This window comes from Verrucomicrobium sp. (assembly GCA_028283855.1).
Classification (GTDB): Bacteria; Verrucomicrobiota; Verrucomicrobiia; order Methylacidiphilales; family GAS474; genus GAS474.
Window position 1 is genome coordinate 181,799 of sequence record JAPWJX010000004.1, and the last position, 18,786, is coordinate 200,584.

The 18,786-nt window shown below is 66.8% G+C and carries 14 protein-coding genes; all 14 read left to right on the forward strand.

All coding sequences use genetic code 11. From position 1 onward, the window contains the following. Positions 1–90: 90 nt before the first annotated feature. The 14 genes from pheS to ispG all read left to right on the forward strand — a co-directional run bounded on the left by pheS (position 91) and on the right by ispG (position 18,780). The gene (gene pheS, locus PW734_09225; GenBank protein ID MDE1171371.1) at positions 91–1,134 is read left to right on the forward strand and encodes a phenylalanine--tRNA ligase subunit alpha; all 1,044 of its coding nucleotides are present in this window, start codon (positions 91–93) and stop codon (positions 1,132–1,134) included. Between the two features lie 4 nt (positions 1,135–1,138). Further along, positions 1,139–3,835: an isoleucine--tRNA ligase gene (gene ileS, locus PW734_09230; protein MDE1171372.1), complete on the forward strand. Its 2,697-nt coding sequence runs from the start codon at positions 1,139–1,141 to the stop codon at positions 3,833–3,835. A 23-nt stretch (positions 3,836–3,858) separates the two neighbouring features. Then, on the forward strand, positions 3,859–5,004 hold the full coding sequence (locus PW734_09235) for a hypothetical protein (GenBank protein MDE1171373.1): 1,146 nt from the start codon (positions 3,859–3,861) through the stop codon (positions 5,002–5,004). Between the two features lie 107 nt (positions 5,005–5,111). After that, positions 5,112–6,347: a hypothetical protein gene (locus tag PW734_09240; GenBank protein ID MDE1171374.1), complete on the forward strand. Its 1,236-nt coding sequence runs from the start codon at positions 5,112–5,114 to the stop codon at positions 6,345–6,347. 10 nt (positions 6,348–6,357) lie between these two features. Continuing rightward, positions 6,358–6,846 (forward strand): signal peptidase II, encoded by a 489-nt coding sequence (lspA, locus tag PW734_09245; protein ID MDE1171375.1) that lies wholly within the window; start codon positions 6,358–6,360, stop codon positions 6,844–6,846. 8 nt (positions 6,847–6,854) lie between these two features. Beyond that, positions 6,855–7,778, forward strand: coding sequence for a quinolinate synthase NadA (gene nadA, locus PW734_09250; protein MDE1171376.1), 924 nt, complete (start codon positions 6,855–6,857; stop codon positions 7,776–7,778). Positions 7,779–7,874: 96 nt separating this feature from the next. Next, positions 7,875–10,124, forward strand: coding sequence for a hypothetical protein (locus PW734_09255; GenBank protein ID MDE1171377.1), 2,250 nt, complete (start codon positions 7,875–7,877; stop codon positions 10,122–10,124). A 28-nt stretch (positions 10,125–10,152) separates the two neighbouring features. Further along, entirely contained in the window at positions 10,153–11,442 is a 1,290-nt protein-coding gene (locus PW734_09260; protein ID MDE1171378.1) for a UDP-glucose/GDP-mannose dehydrogenase family protein, read from the forward strand. A gap of 82 nt (positions 11,443–11,524) precedes the next feature. Continuing rightward, a complete protein-coding gene (locus tag PW734_09265; protein MDE1171379.1) occupies positions 11,525–12,784 on the forward strand; it encodes an adenylosuccinate synthase in 1,260 nt (419 codons plus the stop codon). A 13-nt stretch (positions 12,785–12,797) separates the two neighbouring features. Beyond that, positions 12,798–13,514, forward strand: coding sequence for an isoprenyl transferase (locus PW734_09270; GenBank protein MDE1171380.1), 717 nt, complete (start codon positions 12,798–12,800; stop codon positions 13,512–13,514). Positions 13,515–13,526: 12 nt separating this feature from the next. After that, positions 13,527–14,396, forward strand: coding sequence for a phosphatidate cytidylyltransferase (locus PW734_09275; GenBank protein MDE1171381.1), 870 nt, complete (start codon positions 13,527–13,529; stop codon positions 14,394–14,396). 16 nt (positions 14,397–14,412) lie between these two features. Then, positions 14,413–15,570 carry a 1-deoxy-D-xylulose-5-phosphate reductoisomerase gene (locus tag PW734_09280; GenBank protein MDE1171382.1) on the forward strand — a complete coding sequence of 386 codons (1,158 nt, stop codon included), beginning with the start codon at positions 14,413–14,415 and terminating at the stop codon, positions 15,568–15,570. Then, positions 15,567–16,991 (forward strand): RIP metalloprotease RseP, encoded by a 1,425-nt coding sequence (gene rseP / locus PW734_09285; GenBank protein MDE1171383.1) that lies wholly within the window; start codon positions 15,567–15,569, stop codon positions 16,989–16,991. Before PW734_09280 ends, rseP begins: the two co-directional genes overlap by 4 nt. 7 nt (positions 16,992–16,998) lie before the next feature. After that, positions 16,999–18,780, forward strand: coding sequence for a (E)-4-hydroxy-3-methylbut-2-enyl-diphosphate synthase (gene ispG, locus PW734_09290; GenBank protein ID MDE1171384.1), 1,782 nt, complete (start codon positions 16,999–17,001; stop codon positions 18,778–18,780). The last annotated feature ends 6 nt before the right edge of the window (positions 18,781–18,786 follow it).

An 18,786-nucleotide genomic window follows, 5' to 3' on the forward strand; every position in this document is an offset into this window, starting at 1 on the left:
GGGGTATAATTCGGCTAAATAGAGGGGAAGGGGCCAAAAATATGCTTTTCCCCGGGGCTGGGAGGGGCGATTTTCTTCCCCTTCCCCCCTATGGAAAACGACCTGCAGAACCTGGAAGCCGAGATCGGCTCCGCCCTGGCCGCCGTGGCCGACACCCCCGCGCTGGAGGCGGTGCGCATCAAGTATTTCGCCAAGAGCGGCCTGATCACCTCCCTGATGGAGAAGGTGGGCCAGGCGCCGAAGGAGCAGCGCCCCGTCCTGGGCAAGCAGGTCAACGAGTTCAAGGGCCGGGTCAACGCCGCTTTCGAGGAGAAGAAGAGCGCCCTGGAGAGCAAGGCGGAGGCCGCGGGCGTCGACGAGACGCTGCCGGGCCGCCCCGTGCCCGCCGGTTCCCTCCACCCGATCTACGCCGCGCGGGACCGCGCCATCGCCATCTTCCGCCGCCTGGGCTTCTCCCTGGCGGAGGGGCCGGACGTGGAGACGGAGCACTACAATTTCGACGCGCTGAACACCCCCGCCGACCACCCGGCGCGGAACGAGGGGGACACCTTCTACCTGGCCGACCAGTCCCTCCGCCTGGCCGCCGACGGCGACCGGGACCGCCGGGGCCGCCTGCTCCTGCGCACGCAGACCTCCCCCGTCCAGATCCGCGTCCTGGAAAAGGCGACGCCGCCCGTCCGCATCATCGCCCCGGGCCGCTGCTACCGCCGGGACGAGATCGACGCCACCCACGGCATCGCCTTCCACCAGATGGAGGGCCTCGTCGTCGCGGAGGGGGTCTCCCTGGCGGAGATGAAGGGGACCATGGAGCTCTTCTTCCGCGAGCTCTTGGGCCACGACCTCAAGTTCCGCTTCCGCCCCCACTTCTTCCCCTTCACCGAGCCGAGCTTCGAGGTCGACGCCTCCCGCCCGGGCAACCTGGTCAAGGGCAAGGAATGGCTGGAGATCTGCGGCTGCGGCATGGTCCATCCCAAGGTGCTGCAGAACGCGGGCATCGACCCGGAGAAATACACCGGCTTCGCCTTCGGCTTCGGCATCGAGCGGATCGCCATGATGCTCCACCACGTGAACGACCTGCGCCTCTTCACGGAGGGCGACGCCCGCTTCCTGCGCCAACTTTCCCCTGCCGTCTAAGCCCATGAGCGAAACCGCCGATTACAAGTCCACCGTCCTCCTTCCCCGCACCGACTTCCCGATGCGGGCGGAGCTGCCCAAGCGGGAGCCGGAAACCCTGGCCCGCTGGCAGCAGGAAAAGCTCTACGAGAAGGTGCTGCAAAACCGCGCCGGGGCGCCGAAGTTCGTCTTCCACGACGGTCCCCCCTTCGCCAACGGCAACGCCCACATGGGCCACGCGCTGAACAAGACGCTGAAGGACATCGTCGTGAAGTACAAGACGATGTCCGGCTTCCAGGTCCCCTACATCCCGGGCTGGGACTGCCACGGCCTCCCCATCGAGCACAAGGTGATGAAGGAGCTGCCGGAGGCCAACCGCACCCCCGTGCAGATCCGCGAGGCGAGCGAGGCCTACGCGCGGAAATACGTCGCCCTCCAGCGCGGCCAGTTCGAGCGGCTCGGCGTCTTCGCCGATTGGGAACACCCCTACCTGACCCTCAACCCCGGCTACGAGGCGGAGCAGCTCCGCCTCTTCGCCACGCTGGTGGAGAAGGGCCTGGTCTACGAGGGGCTCCGCCCCGTCCACTGGAGCACCGGCTGCCAGACCGCGCTGGCGGAGGCGGAGATCGAGTACGCCAGCCAGGTCGACCCCGCCGCCTACGTGAAGTTCCCGCTGACGGCGGAGAGCAAGAAGGCGCTGGGCCTGGAATCTTTCAAGCAGGCCTCCCTCCTCATCTGGACGACGACGCCCTGGACCCTGCCCGCCAACCTGGCCGTGGCCGTTTCCCCGGAGCTTTCCTACGGACTGTTCGAGAAAGACGGCGAGGGCGTCGTCATCGCCACCGCGCTGCAGGCGCAGATCCCCGACTTCGCGGGTTGGACCGCCTCCGCCAAGGCCTGGGCGCGCGGCACGGAGCTGGCGGGGGCCGCGTACCACCATCCCTTCCTGGACCGCACGGGGAAGGTTTATGAGGCCGCCTTCGTCACCGCCGATTCCGGCACCGGCCTGGTCCACATCGCGCCGGGGCACGGCATGGACGACTATCTCCTGGGCCAGGAGAAGGGGCTGCCCGTCCTCGCCCCCGTCGACGACCGCGGCTGCCTCACGGCGGAAGCGGGCGTGCCGGAACTGACCGGCGTCTACGTCTTCAAGGCCAACCCGCTGGTCCTGCAGATCCTGCGGGACAAGGGCCTCCTCCACCACAGCCACGACTACCCGCACGACTATCCCCACTGCTGGCGCTCGAAGACCCCCATCGTCTTCCGCGCGGTGAAGCAGTGGTTCATCAAGGTCGACGCCTTCCGCCAGCAGGCGCTGGAGGCGATCGACGAGGTGGAGTGGATCCCCAAGTGGGGCATCAACCGGATCAAGGGCGCCGTCCAGGCCCGCGCCGACTGGTGCATCTCCCGCCAGCGCACCTGGGGCGTGCCGATCCCCGTCTTCTACGACGGGGAGAAGGCGGTCCTCAAGCCGGAGGTGATCCGCGCCTTCGCCGCCATCGCCGAGACGCGCGGGACCAACGCCTGGTTTGAAGCCGACGCCGACGCGCTGGCCAAGGAACTGGGCCTGCCCGCCGGGCTGCGGAAGGGGATCGACACCCTCGACGTCTGGATCGACTCCGGCAGCAGCCACGCCGCCGTCCTGGCGAAGCGCGGGGAATTCCCCGCCGACCTTTACCTGGAAGGCAGCGACCAGCACCGCGGCTGGTTCCAGTCCTCCCTCCTCCTCTCCGTCGCCACGCGCGGGAAGCCCCCCTACAAGCGGGTGCTGACGAACGGCTTCGTCGTCGACGTCGACGGCAAGAAGCTCTCCAAGTCGAGCGGCGCGAAGGGGATGGTCGACTACATCGACCAATACGGCGCCGACGTGCTCCGCCTCTGGGTGGCCAGCACCGACTACCGGGACGACGTGCCGTTCTCCCAGGAGATCTTCACCCGCGTCGCCGACACCTACCGGACGCTGCGCAACACCCTGCGCATCCTCCTGGGGAACCTCTTCGACTTCGACCCGGCGCGGGACGCCGTGGCGGAAAAGGACCTGACGGAGATCGACCGCTATCTTCTGGCCAAGCTGCGGGAGCTGGCCAAGGGCTGCGCCGCCGCCTACGAGGCGTATGAGTTCCACCAGGTCTACCACCTGCTCAACCGCTTCTGCGCGGTCGACCTCTCCGCCTTCTACGTCGACGTTCTCAAGGACCGGATGTATTGCGACGGGGCCGCCTGGCCGACGCGCCGCTCCTCCCAGACCGTCATGCGGGAAGCGGCGGAGACGATCCTGAAGCTCCTGGCCCCCCTGGCGCCGTTCACGGCGGAAGAGGGGTGGCTGGCCTTGGGCCATAAGGACTCCGTTCACCTCCAATCGATGCCCGCCGCCGATCTCCCGAGCGCGGGCGCCGACTTCCTGGGCCGCTGGGAGAAATTCCTCTCCCTGCGCGCGCAAGTGAACGAGGCCCTGGAAAAGGCCCGCCAGGCCAAGACGATCGGCAAGAGCCTGGAGGCCGCCGTCGTCCTGACTGCGCCGGGCGTGGCGGAAGACCGCGCGCTGCTGCGGGAACTCTTCCTGGTCTCCCGCCTCGACGTGCGGGAAGGGGAGGAAGTCTCCGTGGCCGTCTCCCGCGCGGAGGGGAAGAAGTGCCTCCGCTGCTGGAAGTATGAGGAGGGGATCGGCACCGTCGCCGCCCACCCGGAACTCTGCCCCCGCTGCGCAAAGGCCGTGGGCTAGCCTCGATAGCCGAATTATAGGCTATGGCGTCCCCGCTCTACCCGCAGCCGACCTTCGCCGCCGATCCCGAGCTGGCGTCGTTCGTCGCGCAGATCCCGAAGACGGAGACGCACCTTCACCTGGAAGGGGCGCTTCCCTTCCTCCTCCTCCAGGAGAAGGACCCCAAGAAGCCGCTGCCGGAATTCTGGGCGGCCGACTTCCGCTACCGGGACTTCGGCCACTTCCTGGGGAAGATCCTCGACCCGGAGGCCAACTACTACACCTCCGCCGCCCACTACGGCCGCGCGGCGGGGCTCATCTTCGGCGGGTTGGCGGCGCAGAACGTCCGCTACGTGGAGAGCATCGTCCACCTGCCCACCATCGTGGAGGCCGACGGCGGCCCCCTGGCCGTCCTCGACGCGATCCGCCAGGCCGCGGCCGACCACGCCCCGGGCCTCTCCCTCAAGATCAAGGCGGGGATGACCCGCGACAACTGGGCCACCCACGCCGGGCCGATCCAGGAAGCCCTGAAATGGAAGGAGCTGGACGGCGTCGGCATCCACGGGACGGAGGAGATCCCCTTCGAGCCCTGGACGGCGGCGATGTGGCGGCGCTTCCGCGACGCGGGCAAATTCACCGAGGTCCACGCGGGCGAGTTCGGCTCCGTCGAGTCGGTCCGCCACGCGGCGACGGTCCTGGGCGTCGACCGGATCGAGCACGGCATCGCCGCCGTGAAGGACCCGGAGCTGATGGCCCTCCTCAAGGAAAAGAAGATCGGCCTCGACGTCTGCCCGATCAGCAACTGGCGGCTCCGCGCCGTCGAGTCCCTGGCCGCCCATCCCCTGCCGGTCCTGCACCGGGCGGGACTCCTCTGCACCCTCAGCACGGACGATCCCTATTTCTTCGGCAACACGTTGAGCGAGGAATACGCCCGGGCGGTGAGGGACGTCGGCCTTTCCCGCGCGGAGGTCCTCCAATTGGCCCGCAACGGCTTTGAGGTGGCCCGCATCCCGGACGCCGCCAAGGCGGAGCCCCTGGCGGAACTCGCCCGGCTGGCGGCGAAGGAGGCGGGGCCCCGCGTCCCGGCGGGCCGGGAACGGGTGGAGGAGCTTCAGGCCGCCCCGCTCCGTCCGGCGGGGGAAACCGGCCGGAACCTCCCGGACGGGCCTGACTTTTTACGTACTCGCTAGACGCGAGCCGTTTCCAAATCGTCACACTTCCGCAACGGGGGTTTCTTAATTCGAATCTAGGAGTTTCTACTCCTGGAAATAGCCGAATTATAAAGTAAGCCCCTCTCATGGAAGCGCGCATCGACCCGGACAAGGCCCCATTCCTGTCGCTTTACCCGCAGCCGCTCTCCCAGCTCCACCCGGAGCTGTCCCGCTTCGTCCAGTCGCTGCCCAAGACGGAAAGCCACTTCCACCTGGAAGGGGCGCTCCCGCTGCCGCTCCTCCAGCAGCTCGACCTGCCGATCTTCGACGGCTTCTTCGGCGGCACCCCGCCCTACGCCGACCGGAACTTCCGCTTCCGCAACTTCACCCAGTTCGCCCGCGACTACAAGGAGCACAGCCGCGCCTGGTTCACCTCCCCGGAGCGCTACGCGGAGGCCGCCGCCATGGTCCTGGCCGACCTGCGGCGGCACAATGTCCGCTACGTGGAGTTGAGCATCGGGATGAAGGACGCCAGCTATGACGCGGAGAAGGGCCGCTGCGTCCCGGGCCGCCTGCCCGCCATCATCGACGCCGTCCACGCCGCCGCCAAGGCGATGGAGCCGGACATCACCACCCGCATCTACGCCACCATGCGCCGGAAGGACTACGAGGGCTACTCCGAGATCATCGAGGAGACGATCCGCCATCCGAAGCTCTTCGGCATCGACCTTTCCGGCAGCGAGGCGCGCCCCATCGAGCCCTGGACGTCCGACGTCTGGTCCCGCGCGCGGGACGTCTACGGCAAGAAGCTCAAGGCCCACGCGGGCGAGTTCCACAAGCGGCCGGAATCGGCCAAGGCCGTCCGCCACGCCATCGAAGAGCTGGGCGTCTGCCAGGTGGAGCACGGCATCGCCGCCGTCCACCACCCGGAACTGATCGACCTCATCAAGCAGAAGGACATCACCCTGGGCACCTGCCCGCAGAGCAATTACAAGCTGCACGCGGTGAAAACCCTGCACGACCATCCGATCAAGGACCTCATGAAGGAAGGCGTCCGCTGCACGGTCAATTCGGACGATCCGTTCTACTTCGGCGGGATCAACGACGTCTACGTCGCCCTGGCCACGCAGACCGGCCTTTCCAAGTCCGAGCTGGCCGAGCTGGCGCTCAACGGCTTCCAGGCCGCCCACCTGGCGCCGGAGGAAAAGGCCGCCCCCATGGCCGAGCTGCGCCGGATCATCGAGCGGGAGAGGCAGGCGGAGGACGCCGCCCTCCAGCGGAAGGCCGCCCTGCAGAACGCGCCCTTCCCCTCCCGCACGCCTGCTTCCGGCCCCTCCCAGGGTCCCGACCGCCGGGCTTCCCAAGAGCCGACGAAAAGCTAGCGTGCAGGGCATGTCTTTCCGCCGGTTCCCACGCGCCTACGCCTGGCTGCTGGCCGCGCTCTGCCTCCTCCTGGACCAGGGGACGAAGTTCTGGGCGGAAGCGGCCCTGGCCGAAAATTCCCGCACGGTCGTCCCCGGCTTCTTCGACCTGGTGCTGCGGGGGAACACGGGCATCGCCTTCAGTTTCTTCCTGGGCGGCAACCGCTGGCTGGCGGTGGCCACGGGGGCGCTCATCGGGGCCGTCGCCTACGTCGGCCTGCGGCGGCGGCTGGTCGATTGGACGCCCCACCTCGTCAACGTCGCCGCGGCGTTCATCGCCGCCGGGGCGGTCGGCAACTGGATCGACCGGGTGCGGCTCGGCTGCGTCGTCGACTTCCTCGACTTCTACTGGCGGGGGCACCATTACCCGACGTTCAACGTGGCCGACAGCTGCATCACCGTCGGCGTTTTCCTCCTGCTGGGGCGGAGCCTGATTGCCTCCCGCGCGGCGGCGCGGTAGATTTTGGAATGACGCCGCTTCAGGAAAAGGTCCTCCGCCTCAAGAAGGAGAAGAACGCCGTTCTCCTGGCGCACAACTACCAGGTGAAGGAAATCCAGGAGGTCGCCGACTACGTGGGCGATTCCCTGGGCCTTTCCTACCACGCGCGCGAGGCGAAGGCCGACTGGATCGTCTTCTGCGGCGTCCATTTCATGGCGGAGACGGCCAAGATCGTGAACCCGCAAAAGAAGGTCTCCATCCCGGACCTCGGCGCGGGCTGTTCCCTGGCCGACGCCTGCGACCCCGCCGACCTGGCCGCCTACAAGGAGAAGAACCCGGGCCTCTACGTCGTCTCCTACATCAACTGCTCCGCCGGCGTGAAGGCCCTGAGCGACGTCATCTGCACTTCCGGCAACGCCGTCCGCATCGTCAACCAGGTGCCGCCGGACCGGGAGATCCTTTTTGTCCCGGACCAGAACCTGGGGGAGTGGGTGCAGGAAAAGACCGGCCGGCCCATGCGCCTGTGGCAGGGGAACTGTTACGTCCATGTGGAGTACACCCACGCCAGCATCCAGCGCATCCGCCGGGAGCACCCGGACGCCCCCGTCGTCGCCCACCCGGAATGCACCCGCCCGGTCCGCTTGCTGGCGGACGAGGTCTGCTCGACCGAGAAGATGATCGACTTCTGCCGGGCGAACCCGTCCCGGGACTTCATCATCGCCACGGAGTCCGGGATGCTGGAGCGGCTCCGCCGGGAGTTGCCGGAGAAGCATTTCATCCCCGCGCCGACTGACCACTGCGCCTGCGCCGACTGCCGCTACATGAAGATGATCACCCTGGAAAAGCTGGCGCACACCCTGGAGACGGGGGAGGGAGAGATCGTGCTGAATTCCGAGGTGCAGGAAAAGGCGCGCGCCCCGCTGGAGCGGATGCTCGACTGGAGCCGGAACTAGCTTCGGGCCCAAGGGGTTAGCGCGGACGCGTTTTCCTGGTTAACGCGTATTAAGGGTTGGCATGCCCGCGGGGGGCTGCTACTTAAATCGGCCCTAGTGTTTGCGTTCCGGGCCATCCTCTGCCTTTTAGCGTTTTCGAGCTGCGCCCTTGCGCAGGTCGGGCCCGCGCCCGCCCCGGCCAAGCCAAAGGGCGGGGAGAAGCACGGCGCCGCCTCCGTCCCCATCGAAATCACGGCGGACGGGGACACCCGCTTCGTCGCCGGCATTGCCACGGCCAACGAGAACGTCGTCGTCCGCCACGGAACCGATCTCCTCTACGCCGACCACGTCAGCTACGACGTTTCCCAGCATATCGCCTCGGCCGACGGGAACGTCCGCATCTACTCCGGGAGCAAGGTCTACCGGGGCGACCACATCGTCTTCAACTTCCTGACGAAGGAGATCACCTCCACGAATTTCTCCGCCGCGGAGTTCCCCGTCTTCGCCAAGGGGGAATCGGTCACCACGCCGGAGCCGGACCACTACCACCTGACCAACGGCTACCTGACCACGGACAACCGCGCCCACCCCAGCTTCCGCCTGCGCGCGCACACCATGGAGATCTACCCGGACGACCGCGTGGTGCTGAAGGACGTTGTCCTCTACGTGGAAAACGTCCCCGTCTTCTGGGTGCCGATCTATTCCCAGTCCCTCAAGTCCCAGGAATCGACCTTCCGCGTCCAGGGCGGCTCCAGCTCCCGCTTCGGCGACGAGGTCATGGCCACCTTCAACTGGCGGGTGAGCGACAACCTGACCATGATCTTTCACGAGGACTACCGCTCCAAGCGCGGCGACGGCGGCGGCCTGGACATGCGCTACAAGCCGGTCAAGGACGGCTACGGCCTCTTCTCCGGCTACTACCTGCACGACAAGGAATATTACGAGAATCCCACCGCGCTCCCCCGCTCCCCCATGGGGCCGGACCGTTACCGCTTCACCCTCCAGCAGTTCACCCCGCTGGGAGAGGGGCTGGAGGCGAAGATCAACGCCAACGTCTGGAGCGACCCCTACATCACGGAGGACTTCTTCCAGCGGGAATATTCCCGCCAGCGCATGCCGGACAACACGCTGGAAGTCATCAACCGCGGCGGCGACTACGAGATTTCCGTCCTGGGCCGCGCGCAGATCAACCGCTTCTTCGACACCACGGAGCGCGCGCCGGAGTTCCGCATCGAGACGAAGCCGATCAAGGTCTTCAACACCGGCCTGGAATACGAGAGCGAGACGAGCATGGTCCACTTCCAGCAGAGCTATTCCAACCAGCTCTACAACTTCGGCACCATCCCGAAGGCCTACAGCGCCGACCGCTGGGACACCTACCACGAGCTGCTCTATCCGAAGCAATACTTCGGCTGGCTCAACGTGACGCCGCACGTCGGCCTGCGCGGCACCGCCTGGAGCCACGACAACCTGGACATCGCCAGCACCACGGCGGACGAGACGGGCAAGTCGGTGGAACGCGGCGTGATCGACGGAGGCGTCGACCTCTCCTTCAAGGTCTCCCGCACCTGGACCGACCTGAAGAGCCCCACCCTGGGCATCGACGGCATCCGCCACGTGGTCGAGCCCTTCGTCCACGCCCAGGCCGTGCTCCCCAGCGTGGGCAGCGACGCCGTGCGCGGCTTCGACGACCGCGTGGCCAACACCTGGGCCAATCCCATCGGCTTCCCGTTCTACAACTCGATCGACTCCATCAACCGCCAGATGGTCGCCCGCACCGGCGTCCGCAATCAGATCCAGACGAAGCGGGACGGCCAGAACGTCACCCTGGTGGACTGGTCGGTCTTCTCCGACCTGAACGCCACCAGCCACTATGACGAGCAGAACGTCCTGACGGACGACACCTTCAGCCACGTCTACTCGGACTTCGTCCTCCAGCCGACCAACTGGCTGACCTTCCAATCCCGCGACGCCATCGACACCGGCAGCGCCAGCTACAACATGTACGACAACAGCCTCTCCTGGCAGCCGAACCGCGCGTACAAGTTCACCCTGGGCGACCGCCTCCTGGAGGGCCTGAACATGGTCGACACCTACGGCCTGCCCATCCCCAACAGCAACCAGGTCTACTTCCGCTTTTTCTACCGCCTCAACGAGCACTGGCAGTTCGAGACCCGGCACAGCTTCAACACCGACGACAGCAACCTGCAGGAGCAGTCCTACACCGTCTTCCGCGACATGTCCGCGTGGCAGATGGGCGTGACCTACTCCGAGATCAACAACCACGAGAGCACCAGCCAGTCGGTCTTCTACGTCACGCTCACCCTCAAGGCCTTCCCCTCCGCCACGGCGCGCGCGGTGCAGTAGCCCTTTTTAGTTTCCCGTTTTTTTCAGCATGAAACTCGCCATCATCGGTTCCGGTTACGTCGGCCTCACCACGGGCACCTGCTTTGCGGAGGTCGGCCACGAAGTCATCTGCGTCGACAACGACAAGAAAAAGGTCGAAACCCTCAAGCAGGGAAAGATCCCCATCTACGAGCCCGGCCTGGAAGACCTCATCAAGAAGAACGTGGCGAGCGGCCGCCTTCGCTTCACCGACTCCATCGCGGAAGGCGTGGCGGAGAGCGAGGTGGTCTTCATCGCCGTCCCCACCCCGCCCCAGCCGGACGGCAGCGTCGACCTGACCTTCATGGAGAAGGTGGCGCGGGAAATCTCCGCCGTCCTGCCCGGCTACCGCGTCATCGTCGACAAGAGCACCGTGCCCGTGAAGACGGGGGAAAAGGTGCGCCAGACCATCGGCCGCTACCACGCGGGCGGCACCGAGTTCGACGTGGTGAGCAACCCCGAGTTCCTGCGGGAGGGCTCCGCCGTGGCCGACCTCATGAAGCCGGACCGCATCGTCGTGGGCGCCGACTCCGAGCGCGCCGCGGAGATCATGAAGAAGGTCTATGCCCCCTTCAACGCCCCCATCCTGATCACCGACCTCAACTCCGCCGAGCTGATCAAGCACGCCGCCAACAGCTTCCTGGCCCTCAAGATCTCCTACATCAACGCCCTCTCCCAGATCTGCGAGGCCTCCGGGGCCAACGTGGAAATGGTGGCTGACGGCATGGGCGCCGACCACCGCATCGGCCGCGCCTTCCTCAATGCGGGCCTGGGTTACGGCGGCTCCTGCTTCCCGAAGGACCTCTCCGCCTTCATCAAGATCTCCGAGGACCTGGGCTACGACTTCGCCCTGCTCAAGGAAGTCTCCCGCATCAACGTCCAGCAGCGGGACCGCTTCGTGAAGAAGGTCCGCGACGCCCTCTGGGTGCTCAAGGACAAGCGGATCGGCCTCCTGGGCCTCGCCTTCAAGGGGAACACGGACGACGTCCGCAGCAGCGTGGCGATGGACATCGCGGAGATCCTCCTTAAGGAAGGCGCCCACGTCCGCGCTTACGATCCCCAGGGCATGGAAAAGGCCAAGGCCCTCCTGCCGGGCGTCGAGCTTTGCCAGAGCGGCGAGGAAGTGGCCGAGAAGGCCGACGCCGTCATCGTGGCCACGGAGTGGAAGGAATTCCGCGACCTGGACTGGGCCGCCATGAAGAAGAAGATGGTCAGCCCCCTTCTTTTCGACGGGCGCAACCTGCTCGATCCGGCGGCCCTCAAGGCCCTGGGCTTCGACTACGCCAGCATCGGCCGCTGAATCTCATTGGCAGGCCGTTGTCCGCCTGCTACTTAGTTGCCCCTTTGCGCGGGTTTCGGCCCGGGCAAAGACACGCACAACTATGAACATCATTTTGGTCGGCGCCCAGTGGGGCGATGAAGGGAAAGGCAAGATCATCGACTACCTCACGGGGGAGGTCGACATCGTCGTCCGCTGCCAGGGCGGGAACAACGCCGGGCACACCGTGGAGGTGGGCAAGGAGAAGTTCGTCCTCCAGCTGATTCCCTCCGGCATCCTCTGGCCGGGCAAGCAGTGCGTGATCGGCAACGGCGTCGTCATCGACATGCCCGCCCTCGTCGGCGAGCTGGACGCCCTGGAAAAGCGCGGCGTCAAGACCAAGGGCCGCCTCCTCCTGAGCGCCACCGCCCACCTCGTCTTCCCCTACCACCGCCGCCTGGACGAGCAGCGGGAACTGCGCAAGGGCAAGATCGGCACCACCAAGCGCGGCATCGGCCCGGCCTACAGCGACAAGGTCGCCCGCGTCGGCTTGCGCCTGGCGGACATCCTCAAGCCCGACGTGTTCAAGGAAAAGCTTAAGGAGCGGATCGACACGAACAATCTGGCCCTGAAGGCCTTCGGCGCCGAGCCGCTCTCCTTCAAGAAGGTCCACGCCGAGTATGAGGCCGCCGCCCGCCGCCTCCGCCCCTACCTGGGCAACACCGTCGTCTGGCTGCACGAGGCCCTTTCCCGCAAGAAGCGCATCCTCTTCGAGGGCGCGCAGGGCACCTTCCTGGACATCGACTTCGGCACCTATCCCTACGTCACCTCCTCCAACACGACGGCGGGCGGCGCGGTGACCGGCTCCGGCATCCCGCCGCACCGGATGGACCGCGTCGTCGGCTGCATGAAGGCCTACACCACCCGCGTCGGGGAGGGGGCCCTCCCCACGGAGAGCGAGGAGCTGGGCGACCTCTTCCACGGCATGGGCCGGGAATTCGGCGCCAACACGCGCCGCCCGCGCCGCTGCGGCTGGTTCGACGCCGTGGCCACCCGCTACGCCTGCATGGTCAACGGTTTCGACGAGCTGGCCGTGACCAACCTGGACGGCCTCGACTCCCTCAAGGAAATCAAGGTCTGCGTCGCCTACAAGGTGCGCGGCAAGACCCTGCGCTATCCCCCCGTCGACTTCCGCGACTGGGACGCCTGCAAGCCGGTTTACAAGACCTTCCCCGGCTGGCAGCAGGACACCTCCAAGGTGCGCGACTTCAAGAAGCTCCCCCTCAAGGCCCGCCAATACCTCAAGGCCATCTGCGAGCTGACCGGCGCGCCCCTGAAGATCGCCTCCGTCGGCCCGCAGCGCGACGCGACGCTGCGCGTCTGATTTCCGCCGCCCCGTGAGCGCCGCCTCCTCCAAGATCCCGCGCCACGTCGCCATCATCATGGACGGCAATGGGCGCTGGGCCCGCTCCCGCAAGCTGCCCCGCGTGCGCGGGCACCGGGCGGGCGCGGAGTCGGTCCGGGAGGTCGTCCGCGCGGCGGGGGAGATGGGCGTCCAGTTCCTCACTCTCTACGCCTTCTCCGTGGAGAACTGGGACCGCCCCGCCGCGGAGGTGAAGACCCTCATGCTCCTCCTGGAGGAGTTCCTGCGCGGCCAGGTGGAGGAGCTGAACAAGAACAACGTCCGCCTCCAGGCCATCGGCCGCCTGGGGGACCTGCCGCCCCGCGTGCAGAAGCAGCTGCACAAGACCATCGAGGCGACGAAGGAAAACACCGGCCTGACCCTCATCCTGGCCCTGAGCTACAGCGGGCGGGTGGAGATCATCGAGGCCCTCCAGTCAGTCCTCCGGGAGGTGCAGCTGGGCCACCTGGACACGGCGCAGATCGACGCCAACGTCTTCCAGCACCACCTCTACACCCGCTACTACCCGGACCCCGACCTCCTCATCCGCACCAGCGGGGAGATGCGCCTTTCCAACTTCCTGCTCTGGCAGCTCTCCTACACGGAGATCTACGTCACCCAGACTCTCTGGCCCGAGTTCCGCCGCAAGGAATTCCTGGCCGCCCTGGACGACTACGCGGGCCGCTCCCGCCGCTTCGGGAAAGTGGAGTAGACCAAACGATTTATGGACCGCGCCGTATTGCTCAAGCGTAGCTTCTCCACCGTCGTCCTCTGGGTGACGGTCTTAGGCATGATCTTCTCCGGTTGGAAGACCGGCTGCGTGGTGCTGCTGGGCGTCGCCGCCCTGCTGGCCCAGTGGGAATTCTACCGCATCCAGGAGGAGAAGAAGTTCCGCGTCTTCAAGAAGTGGGGCGTCACCTGCGGGGCGATCCTTTACGTCGGCTGCTGGTTCCTGCTCCTGCACGCCTCCGCCTACGCGGGGCGTTTCGCCCTGTGGGAGCACCTGGTCTTCGTCGCCCTCACCATCGGCGTCCTCCTGCGGCTGGTCGTCTTCCCGGATCCCTTGGAAACGCCGATCGTCAGCGTCGCCCTGACCCTCTTCGGCTTCTTCTACGTGCCGTATCTCTTTTCCTTCGTCGCGCAGGTCGCCTTCCTGCCCGGCGCGCCGTACGAGGCGACGTTCACTATCCTCTACCTTCTGGCCGTGACGAAGTTCTGCGACGCGGGGGCCTACGTCGTCGGTTCCCTCTGGGGACGGCACAAGATGATCCCCCGCATCAGCCCGGGGAAGACCTGGGAGGGCTTCGCGGGCGGCATCCTCACCTCCATGGCGGTCAGCATCTTCCTCTGGCGGCTTCATCCCCAGGGGCTTCCCCCCTTCGGATGGGGGGACGCCCTGGTTTGCGGCTTCCTTTTGGCCCTGGCCAGCGTCGTCGGCGATTTGGCCGAGTCGGTCGTAAAGCGGGACGCCCACGTGAAGGACTCCGGCCACGCCTTCCCGGGCATCGGGGGGGTCCTGGACCTGATCGACAGCCTCCTTTTCACCGCTCCGGTCTTTTATTTCTATGTCGCCCTCGTCGTCCGGTGGCGGTAGCTTCGGTAACCCTTTTATGCGCAAGAAAGTCATCCTCCTCGGCTCGACCGGTTCCATCGGCCTCTCCGCCCTCAAGGTGGCGCGGGACTTGCCGGAGCGCATGGAGATCGTCGGCCTGGCCGCCGGAACCCAGGGCAAGGCCCTTTTGGAGCAGGCCCGGGAGTTCAAGCCGCGCGGCGTCGCCCTCTTCGACACGAAGGGCCTGGCCGACCTGAAGGCGGGGCTGCCCGCCGGGACCGCCTGCTACGGCGGGGCCGAGGGCCTCGTCGAGCTGGTGGAGAAGACGGAGGCGGACATGGTCCTCGTCTCCATCGTCGGCACGGAAGGGCTTCATCCCGCGCTGGCCGCCATCGAGAAGGGCCGCGCGCTGGCCGTGGCCAGCAAGGAGATCCTGGTCATGGCCGGGGAGATCGTCACCGCCGCCGCCAAGCGGAAGAACGTCCCCCTCCTGCCGGTCGACAGCGAGCACAACGCCATCTTCCAGTGCCTCCACGGCGAGTCGCCGAAGCACGTCCGCCGCCTCATCCTGACCGCCTCCGGCGGCCCCTTCCGCAAAACCTCGAAGGAGGATCTGGCCAAGGTGACCCTGGAGCAGGCCCTGAAGCACCCCACCTGGCAGATGGGGCGGAAGATCACCCTCGACTCCGCCACCCTCTTCAACAAGGGGCTGGAGATGATCGAGGCCCGCTGGCTCTTCGACGTTCCCATGAGCCAGGTCGACGTCGTCGTCCACCCGCAGAGCATCGTCCACTCCCTCGTCGAGTTCGTCGACGGCTCCCAGCTGGCCCAGCTGAGCCATTCGGACATGTGTTTCCCCATCCAATACGCCGTCACCTACCCGGACCGCCTTCCCAACAACTTGAAGCCGTTAGACTTGGCGAAGGTCGGCCAGCTCCTCTTCGAGGCTCCGGACGCCGACCGCTTCCCCTCCATCAACCTGGCCCGCCGGGCCGGGGAGACTTGCGGGACGTTGCCTTCGGTCTTCAACGCTGCTAATGAGGTAGCTGTGCAAGCGTTCATCGACGGGGCCATCCGCTTCGACGAGATCGCCACCTGCGTCGGGGCGGTCATGGACGACCATGCCGTCATTCATCAGCCCGATCTGGACGCCATCCTGTCCGCCGACGCCTGGGCCCGCCGCGCCGCCGCCGACTGGGCCGAGGTCACGGTATGACTCTTTCCTACGTCCTCCGCTTCCTCTTCATCCTGGGAGAGGTCCTTTTCTTCTATAACCTCCTGATCCTCGTCCACGAGATCGGCCACTTCCTGGCCGCCCGCTGGCGGGGGCTGGTGGTCGACAAATTCGGCATCTGGTTCGGCAAGCCGATTTGGAAGAAACGGATCGGCGGGGTCGAATACCGCTTCGGCACGCTGCCCTTCGGCGGCTTCGTCGCCCTGCCGCAGATGGCCCCCATGGAGGTCATCGAGGGGAAGACCGACACGGAGACGGCCAAGCTTTCCGCCAACCTCCCGCCGGTCAAGCCGCTGGACAAGATCATCGTCGCCCTGGCCGGGCCGATCTTCAGCTTCGGGCTGGCCATCGTCTTCGCCTTCCTCGTCTGGTGGATCGGCCGCCCCGTGAGCGAGAGCGAGGGGACCACCACCGTCGGCTACGTGCTGAAGGATTCCCCCGCGGAGAAGGCGGGAATCCACGCCGGCGACCGCATCCTGCGCGTCGACAACCACGCCGTCACCCGCTTTGCCGGCATGGCCAATGACGCCATCACCTGGCGCATCGTCCGCAGCGAGGGGGCCACGATTCCCATCGACGTCGACCGGGACGGGCAGCCTCTCCACTTCGAGGTGGCGCCGAAGAAGGCCAAGCAGTCCTTCTTCCGCCGCCAGAGCCTGCGCCAGATCGAGATCCTGCCCGCCCAGACGCCCATCGTCGGCAGCGTCTTCCCGGGCAGCCCGGCGGCCGGCGCGGGGCTCCAGCCGGGGGACCAGATCCTGTCCGTCGACGGGCAGCGCCTCCACTCCCTCCAGGCCCTCGGGGAATACATCGTGGCCCACCACGGCCAGGTGACGCTCGACGTCCGCCGCAAGGGGGAGGTTTTTCCCGTTTCCCTCACGCCGGAAGTGCCCGTCGGGGAAACCGATCCGCGCATCGGCATCGTCTGGGACGCCTCGGGCATCATGCAGCTGACCCACCCGAAGCCGTGGGAGCAGATCCGCGCCAGCGTCGCCACCATGGGGAACACCCTGGCGGCGGTCTTCTCCCCCAAATCGGACATCAAGGCCCAGCACCTTTCCGGCCCCATCGGCATCATGCGCTTCAACTACATCCTCTTTGAGAGCGACAACGGCTGGAAGCTGGTCCTCTGGTTCGGGGTGCTCATCAACGTCAACCTGGCCCTGCTCAACCTCCTGCCCATCCCGGTCCTGGACGGCGGCCACATCCTCCTGGCCCTCATTGAGTGGGTCCGGGGCCGTCCCATGAGCGTCCGCGTCCTGGAGGTGATCCAGACCGGCTGCGCCATGCTGGTCATCGGATATATCCTTTACGTCAGCTTCTTCGATATCCAAGATCTCTCCCTGCCCGACCGCCAGAAGGCGTTGCCGCAGATGAAGTTCGCTCCTCATCCCCCGTCTTAATCGTCCCATGAAACATTGCGAGAATCCCTACCAGACCCACCGCCGTAGCAGCCGCGAAGTCCTCGTCGGAGGCGTCGGCTTCGGCGGAAAGAACCCGATCCGCGTCCAGTCGATGATCACCTGCGACACCATGGACACGGAAAAGTCGGTCGCGCAGACCGCGCAGCTGGCCAAGGCGGGCTGCACCCTGGTCCGCATCACCGCCCCCACCGTCAAGGACGCCGCCAACCTGGGCCCCATCATCCAGAAGCTCCGCGCGGCGGGCGTCACCGTCCCCATCGTGGCCGACATCCACTTCAAGCCGGAAGCGGCCATGGAAGCGGCCAAGTGGGTCGACAAGGTCCGCATCAATCCCGGCAACTTCGCCGACAAGAAGAAATTCAACGTCCGCGAGTACACCGACGCGGAATACGCGGAGGAAATCGTCCGCATCGAGGAGGCCTTCGTCCCCCTCCTGGACCTCTGCAAGCAGCGGAAAATCGCCCTGCGCATCGGCACCAACCACGGCTCCCTTTCCGACCGCCTCATGAACCGCTACGGCGACTCCCCGCACGGCATGGTGGAGAGCGCCCTGGAATACGCCCGCATCGCGCGCAAGCACGGCTTCCATGACTTCGTCTTCTCGATGAAGTCCTCCAACCCCAAGGTGATGATCGAGGCCTACCGCCTCCTCGTCGCCACGCTGGCCAAGCTGGGCCCCGACTGGAACTACCCCATCCACCTGGGCGTGACCGAGGCGGGCGACGGCGAGGACGGCCGCATCAAGAGCGCCATCGGCATCGGCGCGCTCCTGGCCGACGGCATCGGCGACACCCTGCGCGTCTCCCTGACGGAAGACAGCATTCATGAGATCCCCGTCGGGCAGGCCCTGGTCCGCTTTGCCGGCCGCATGGCGCAGTATCCCGCGCCGCCGGCCGCTCCCGCGCTCTCCTTCGATCCCTTCGTCTACGGGCGCCGCGCCAGCCAGACGGCCTCCGTCAGCGGCTGCAACGTCGGCGGCACGGAGCCGGTCCGCGTCGCGGTGACGGAGAAAAACTACCAGCTCCTGGTTTCCGCCAACCCCACCTTCGGCGACGTCGCGCCGGAGTTCACCTACGAGAAGAGCGGCGCGATCGAGGTCGACCTGGCCGACGAGCAGGCCTTCGCCTACCTGGCCAAGGAGACCCAGCCCCGCCTGGTCACCGTCAAGGACGGCACCGCCTGCTCCCCCATCGCCGCCTTCCGCTTCCTGGCGGCGAAGATCCCGGCCCACCACCCCATCCTCCTCAAGGACACCTTCACGCCCCCGGCGGAAGGGAGCCAGCCGGAGCCCCTGGACGCCATGCTCAACGCGGCGGCCCAGATCGGGGCGCTGCTGTGCGACGGCATCGGCGACGCCATCCTGGTCCGGGGCGAGCCCGGCGCGGGCGGCGCGCTGCGCCTCTCCTACAACATCCTGCAGGCCTCCGGGAACCGCATCTTCAAGACCGACTACGTCGCCTGCCCGTCCTGCGGCCGCACCCTCTTCGACCTCCAGTCGACGACGGCGAACATCCGCGCGGCGACGAACCACCTCAAGGGCGTGAAGATCGCCATCATGGGCTGCATCGTCAACGGCCCGGGCGAGATGGCCGACGCCGACTTCGGCTACGTCGGCGGCGCGCCGGGGAAGATCAACCTCTACGTGGGCAAGACCGCGGTGAAGTTCAACATCCCCGAGGGCGAGGCCGTCAACCGCCTGGTCGACCTGATCCGCGAGCACGGCAAGTGGGTCGACGCGCCGGAAACGGCGGGTGCTTCCGCCAACTAAGCAGGA